A 7125-nucleotide genomic window follows, 5' to 3' on the forward strand; every position below is an offset into this window, starting at 1 on the left:
AATCATTGGGCGGTGGAGAATAATCTGCACTGGATTTTGGACGTTGCATTTTCAGAGGACGCATGTCAGATAAGCACAGGAAATGGGGCTGAAAATTTCTCCATTCTGAGACGGCTTGCGCTGAACGCTATCAAAGCCAATAAGGGAAGTCGCAGTATCAAGAGTCACCGGAAGCTAGCAGGGTGGGACCATAAGCACCTGAAAAAGCTGCTTTGCTCAGTCGTTCTGAATTGATGCAATTGCCCTGAGCCCAAGGGCTTCTTGCTGGCGAACATAAAAGCAGTTAACACCTTTAGGGAGAATGCTTTTTACAGTGTTTAGCAGCTCTTTCTTACCTGCCTGCTCAAGTTTATATTCCAGCTCAAAATTTTTATCAAAATGATCTTCAATGGAGCGCTTAGTCCATGAGGTGACGAAGATCAGGTCAGTTATACCTGCTGCAATAGCCTCTTCAACAGCATACTGAATCAGTGGTTTATCAACCACAGGCAGCATCTCTTTCGGACAGGCCTTGGTAGCAGGAAGAAAGCGGGTGCCCATTCCTGCTACGGGGAATATGGCTTTTTTGATTTGAGTTGTCATGAGTTAAAAAACGGTTGTTATATAGGAAAATTACAGCACTGATATCAGGTGATATGCGGCCATAAAGGTTGATTTCTACTGTGAGTTCAATCAATAAGTCTTGGTTTCATATTTAGTAACATGAGAGTTTCGTTTGACACGGCTGAATACCCTGCTAAGTTACATGTTACGTTACATGAAATAATGGATAGGTAATGCCAAATCAAAATCATATTGACAATGCTCGGCAAAGAGTAAAACGTCACCGTGACGCATTACGGGAAGCCGGGTTCCGGCCTCTGCAAATCTGGGTTCCGGATACTCGTCAGGAAGGCTTTGCAGAGGAATGTCGAAAGCAATCAGCCAGCCTGAAAAATGACCATGCAGAAAAAGATACGTTGGATTGGATTGAGCACCTTTCTGATGACGAGGGATGGTCATGAAACGAGGTGATGTAGTATCCGTTGCCATACAAGGGGATTATGGTAAACCCCGACCAGCACTGATTTTACAATCGGACCTTTTCGATCAGCATCCCTCTTTGACTTTGCTGCCCATAACCAGTGAAATCCGTGATACTCCGCTGTTCAGGTACAATCTGTATCAGGACAATGAGAACGGGCTCAATAAACCTTCACAAGTAATGATTGACAAAATTACAACGATAAAAGTGGACAAAATTGGCAGCCATATAGGGCAAATAAGCCCACGGCAAATGACAGAAATTACCCGCTTGGTAGCACTTTGGCTTGGAATAGCTTAGAGCGAAGTCAGAAATCTGAAGCCTTTACCAGGAGTTTTTAATCTGAACCAAAAAGATCTCGCGTGTACACTTTATCTGAAACGTCAGAAAGTTCTTCCACCATCCGGTTGGAAACAATGACATCAGACATTTGCTTGAACTCGTCGAGGTTCTTGATCACGCTGGAATGGAAGAATTCATCCTCTTCAAGCACCGGCTCATAGACAACCACTTCAATGCCACGGGCTTTAATGCGTTTCATAATGCCCTGAATAGCAGATGCCCGGAAATTATCAGAACCTGTTTTCATAATCAGACGATAGATGCCTACTACTTTGGGAGCACACTTGATTATAGAGTCTGCAATGTAATCCTTACGTGTCCGGTTGGCCTCAACTATGGCGCCAATCATATTGTTGGGCACATCCTGATAGTTAGCCAGCAACTGCTTGGTATCCTTTGGCAGGCAGTATCCACCATAGCCGAAGGATGGATTGTTGTAGTGGTTACCGATGCGTGGGTCCAGGCCTACACCTTCAATAATCTGACGAGTATCCAGACCATGGGTTTCCGCATAGCTGTCCAACTCATTAAAATAGGCAACACGCATGGCAAGGTAAGTGTTAGAAAAGAGTTTGACGGCTTCGGCTTCTGTAGCGTCAGTATAAAGAACCTGAATATCTTTTTTGATGGCTCCCTGAACCAGTAAATCAGCAAAGACTTCCGCTCTTTCTGATCGTTCACCCATGATAATTCTGGAAGGGTGAAGGTTGTCATAAAGCGCTTTGCCCTCACGCAGGAACTCAGGAGAGAAGATGAGATTGTCACAGCCCAGCTTTTCTTTGATTTTCTGGGTATAGCCCACCGGCACAGTGGACTTAATCACCATCACGGCATTGGGGTTAATGGCCAAAACCGTTTTGATTACAGATTCTACTGAACTGGTATCAAAAAAGTTAGTTTCAGGATTGTAATCCGTGGGGGTTGCAATCACTACAAAGTCAGCCTCTTCGTAGGCCAGCCTTGGGTCCGTTGTGGCACGTAAATTCAGAGGGTTATTGCTCAGATAGTCCTCTATTTCATGATCCACAATGGGGGACATCCTGTCATTAATCATATCCACTCTGCGTGGGATGATATCAATAGCTACCACTTCATTGTGTTGTGCTAATAGTACGGCGTTGGACAGACCCACATAGCCTGTCCCTGCTACTGCGATTTTCATAGAGATAAAGTCTTAGTTCGATAATGGGAAGGAGTTGACGATGGTCAAGTTAACCATCTGGAATAAATCTGTTTAAGTGTTTCTGTAAAGTGGCAGAAGTCAAATCGGTTTAAAATCGATAACCGACCTGCATCGCCCATGTTTCTCAATAGTTCAGGCGTTTCAGCCAAGAGTTTCACACGGCGGAGCAGTCCGTTGATATCGCCAAGGTGAACCAGATAACCATTAACGCCATTTTCAATAAGCTCTGGCAGTGCCCCCCAACGATATCCGATAACGGGACGACCAGAAGCCATAGCTTCGGCAATGGTCCTGCCAAAAGACTCCTGAAAAGAAGACAGATTCAGAACAACATCGACTTGAGTCAGTGCTTGCTGCGGTGTTTCGCTATAACCGGCAATCACCAGATTTGGAGGCATAGTTTTACTATTACGCAAAGCGTCAACATGATCATTTTCAGGGCCTATCAGAACAAACTCGGCATTGGGTAGCTTATTTTCAGCCCGACTGGCCAGTTCAACAAAATCATCAAGCCCTTTTTTAGGCAGATTGCTGCTGATCAGACCAAAACGTACTCTGTCGTTTGGTTGATAAGGTACGTTAAACTCAGCCGTATCCACCGTATTATAAAGCAGGGAACTGCGTTCTGGCTGATCAATATACCGGCTGGTACAAAGTGAGTTAACAATAAAGCCGTCAGCCCATTTCAGGATGTTGGATCGAATCTCTTCAGCATCTGCACCTAAGCCTTCACACAGGAGTGGGTCAAAGTTCGGCAATTCCCGCACATGTGACAGGCATGGTACTTTCTTTCTGCGCGCTGCCAGAAGCGGTTCTCTGAGAACAAGTGTATTCACATGCACCAGGTCAACATTGAATTCAGAAATAATCGTTTCAAAATCATGTACGGCTTGTGAATCCAAACTACGATGGCCATGCCACCAAGGGTAAGGTAGTACAATAACCCTGTAGGCATAGGGCAGAAGTGCAGGAATGTAATCAGGGTGCCCCTGTTCTGGCAACGTAATGACCAGTCGAAAACCCGACTGACTGGCCGCTTTGGCGATATCGATCAGGCTTCGCTCAGCACCGAAGAGTGTTTTACCCGCAGAATGAGAGCAGAGTAACACCGTGCTAGCATCATCTGTCGTCCTTTGCTGACCGTTATAAACCGGATAGTGCTTGTCACCAATGTACTGACCTGGGCGATCAATCAATTCAGGCGCTGGAAAATAACGTTCATTAGGATTGAACGGCATATACCAGTTTCTGGTAGCTTGCTGCTGCCGATGCCATTGGTGGGCGGCATCCATATAATCTTTTCGGACTCCACCAAATTGGGTGCGTAAATGGGTTTTTGAATCCGTTGTCAGGCTGCCAGGTTCCATTCGACCAAAAGCCAGCGGTACCCCGGGCATCACTTCGGTGATCGACGCTTTGCCATAGGCCGAAATAATCCGGTAATAGTATTCTGTATCGGCATTGACAGAGACTCTATCCCAGTATCCCAGTTCGTCAAACACTTCACGGCGAAACATCAGGGAAGAGACATTACGATAAATCCAGCTTTCCTGTTGCCACCAGGTGCCAAACACCAGATTTGAAGAACATCGAGCCCAGTGAGAAGCGGAGGCTTTAAACTCAGGCTGTTCAATCAGAGCCTTAACTTGCAACTCAATCTTCTGACAATGCGACCAGTCGTCACTGTCATGGGTGGTGATAAAATCCCCTTTGGCAACCTGAAGACCCGTATTACGAGCAGCGTAAGCACCCTGATTCACATGATGCCGCAATACCCGAACCCGTTCGTCTTTTTCAGCAAAGCGGTTTGCCACATTAAGAGAACCATCAGTACTGCTGTCATCAACAACAATGATCTCAATGGCTTGCCAGCTTTGAGAGAGAATAGAGTCCAGAGCTGTAGCCAGTGTAGCTTCTGAGTTGAAGAGCGGGATAATCACTGAGACTAATGGTTGGATTAATTCGGTTGGACCTTGGTTTTTTTGAAAAGTAATATTATCCAGGCTTAATGGTTGAGAATGTCGTTTATACTCCGGTAAAGCGAGCTGGTAGCGACGAAACAGGTTGCTAAGTGATATTAATCCATCCTTTTTAACGTCATTATGGCTTTGAGTCAGGCTGCATTGCATCAGCAGCCAGTTTGGGCACAGGCCAAACTGTTTGAAAGTTGATTGCAGGACGTTTTCTGCTTCTACTAATTTATAGGACTTAAGCAGGGTTGAAAAAGTCAGCTGCTTTGTTCCTATATCGAGAGAAGGAAACAGTGGTTCGAATTTATTCATGACAACTGGATAGGATTCAGGTAAGTACGCTTAACAAATACAGATTTCGTGACCATTCCCTTGTCAGCACTCTCACCGTCCGGCATCAAACTTGGAATTCAGAGTTTAAAGCTACAATCATGCAAAAAAGTGTACTTATTTTACTATGGATTTTAGGCCGAGCTGTCTATTCTCGGTCAGCCTCATAGTGCAGCTAAGCGTTAATGCTCATACATACTCCGTTAATCCTGAGCTTGTCGAAGGATACAGGCAATGCACTTCGACGGGCTCAGTGCGAACGGTATGGGGTTTAGCGCTTAGTTGTAGTAGAACTGTTCCCAGGGTTTTACACTTTATACTTTTGATAACGAAGGTAAGCTTTGTGATCCAGTAACTCACGGGGGGCAGTTGGGATAAAGGTCATCCATGGATAGATCCAGCTTCAAACTTTCGAGGGTAATGATTTCCCCGGTGCCATAGGTTGCTACCACCTCAAAGCGACCATCGTGCCACATGCGCTTTTCAATAACAGGACGATCCGGATCAACCACAAGATACTCACCCTGTGTAGCGTTGAGGACGTGGCCATACTCTGCAGATTTATACACCCGGTCGGTCAATTCAGTGCTTTCTGACAGTACTTCCACCAGTACGGTGGCTGATTCACACATATCTTCATATTGACGGTCGGGTTCGCAGGAAACCATAACATCGGGATACCGAAAGGATTTCACAAAAGCCGACTCAACCTTGAGTTTGACATCCGACGAAAACACATCGTAAGGTTTGCCCACTAAATGATTACCCAAAAGCCGGGCTATGTTGGTAATCATTTTCCCATGCCGGATAGAACCACCCGCCATGGCAACGACATACCCGTCTATAAACTCATGGCGGGTATCCAAAGAAGCTTTTTCATGAGAAAGGTAGGCTTCAGCTGTGATTAAAGAATGACTGATTTTATGTTGCATACTGTGTCCACTCACTATCCAACTCTGTGTATGAGTCCATTATACGCATGAATGAATGCAGAGATGGAACGCGCTCGGACAAATACCAGCCGTTCAGCCTGGGTCACACAGATAGATCAGGGTCTCAGTTGAGATATGTTTCTGTAGTAACGGAAACCCGTTTACACTGCCGTGCAGCTTCCACGACTGAAAACCTGTCTATTGAAGTGGGCAGTCCCCGCTGTGTCAGGGTTATTGTTGGCAGTTGTACCAGTTGCAAGCGTTGAATCCGTTGACACTGGATTTTATGGATATCCCCTATTTCCTCATAACATATTGCAAGTATCAGTGTTGAGTGCCTTGGTTGATACTCAAATGCTCAATGGCAGCTAGTAAATCACTAATATCTAAATTTTTATTCTTTGCAAAAATAGGCACATAATTCATGTCATTATGTCGAGATCTAAAATAAAAGTGAGTTACTATTGATTGATCCTCGAATATCTCAATAAGGCTTGTACCTTTTTTCATGAATGCTATATTGCTTAACCCTGCTCCATGACTAGAAATTAATATATCAACGCTAGCAAATAACTCAATTTGTTCTTTAATACTAAGCTCTTCAGAGTAAATAATATCAAAGCCATTTGAAGATAGTATGTTTTCTATGTTGCTCTCGTTTTTTAAAGATCTTGATGACTTCTTTCTTGATACATAAACTTTTCGAGATGTTTCAGTTTTGTCTTTTACCAGTGAACGAAAAAACTTAAAGAAATTAGTATCCCAGTAAAAATGGCCGCTTATAATTGAAAATGCATTTTCAATTATAGAATCACTAACTTGGTCAATAGAATAAAATCTAGAAGGATCTATGCTCATTCTATCAGCTACTTCTTGAAGAAGTCCAAACTTATCTTGTGAGTAAATTATAGGTAGATTAGAATCAAATCTATTTATAAGGTGCAGTCCATACACCATCTCAGATAGCGAGTGATAATAGTTGCTAGGCGCATGAGGGATAGGAAGAATGATTGCGCGATTTATTTTTTTTATCGTCTTTTTAAAATAAGTTATCCTTGTTGATTTAGCTAATCTCGCGCTATTTTCTTCATCAAAATAAGAGCCATCTTGAGCACAAGCGTAAAAATGCTTATTTTCACCATGTAACTTTACATTCTTCATCACTCGTATCTTTAAAGAGGATGATTTCGATATTTTTTCATCAAAATTATACAGTCGAAGTTTAGATTTTAATTTATCATCAAAGTTTTCGAAATCCTTGTCAAAAAAGCTTATCTTCTCATCGGTTTTATTATAAATGTATTGTCCTATCTTTAATGTGTTGCTTATTTTTTCAGTAAAAAA

The 7125-nt window shown here is 43.3% G+C and carries 7 protein-coding genes and 1 pseudogene; 3 read left to right on the forward strand and 5 right to left on the reverse strand.

Annotated elements, in window-relative coordinates:
• A pseudogene (locus tag WG89_RS33090) lies at window positions 1-234 on the forward strand (hypothetical protein); the annotation flags it as partial.
• Here WG89_RS33090 and WG89_RS27465 read toward each other — a convergent pair.
• Window positions 217-582: a sugar phosphate nucleotidyltransferase gene (locus WG89_RS27465; RefSeq protein WP_216638574.1), complete on the reverse strand. Its 366-nt coding sequence runs from the start codon at window positions 580-582 to the stop codon at window positions 217-219. The pseudogene WG89_RS33090 and the gene WG89_RS27465 overlap by 18 nt on opposite strands.
• Before the next feature lie 194 nt (window positions 583-776).
• Here WG89_RS27465 and WG89_RS27470 point away from each other — a divergent pair, with 194 nt between their 5' ends.
• Window positions 777-1004: an antitoxin MazE family protein gene (locus WG89_RS27470; protein ID WP_062270832.1), complete on the forward strand. Its 228-nt coding sequence runs from the start codon at window positions 777-779 to the stop codon at window positions 1002-1004.
• Window positions 1001-1324 (forward strand): type II toxin-antitoxin system PemK/MazF family toxin, encoded by a 324-nt coding sequence (locus WG89_RS27475; protein ID WP_062270837.1) that lies wholly within the window; start codon window positions 1001-1003, stop codon window positions 1322-1324. The genes WG89_RS27470 and WG89_RS27475 overlap by 4 nt, the downstream gene beginning before the upstream one ends.
• Before the next feature lie 37 nt (window positions 1325-1361).
• On the opposite strand, the gene WG89_RS27480 is transcribed toward WG89_RS27475, so the two are convergent.
• The 4 genes from WG89_RS27480 to WG89_RS27495 form a co-directional block, all read right to left on the reverse strand.
• Window positions 1362-2528 (reverse strand): nucleotide sugar dehydrogenase, encoded by a 1167-nt coding sequence (locus WG89_RS27480; RefSeq protein ID WP_062270833.1) that lies wholly within the window; start codon window positions 2526-2528, stop codon window positions 1362-1364.
• Window positions 2529-2572: 44 nt separating this feature from the next.
• Entirely contained in the window at window positions 2573-4831 is a 2259-nt protein-coding gene (locus WG89_RS27485; RefSeq protein ID WP_062270834.1) for a glycosyltransferase, read from the reverse strand.
• Between the two features lie 374 nt (window positions 4832-5205).
• A complete protein-coding gene (locus tag WG89_RS27490; protein WP_062270835.1) occupies window positions 5206-5781 on the reverse strand; it encodes a Uma2 family endonuclease in 576 nt (191 codons plus the stop codon).
• 324 nt (window positions 5782-6105) lie between these two features.
• Window positions 6106-7125, reverse strand: a 1020-nt coding sequence (locus tag WG89_RS27495; protein ID WP_153301871.1) for a glycosyltransferase family 61 protein, incomplete at its 5' end; no start/stop codon positions are given.

It is taken from the genome of Endozoicomonas arenosclerae (assembly GCF_001562015.1).
GTDB lineage: Bacteria > Pseudomonadota > Gammaproteobacteria > Pseudomonadales > Endozoicomonadaceae > Endozoicomonas_A > Endozoicomonas_A arenosclerae.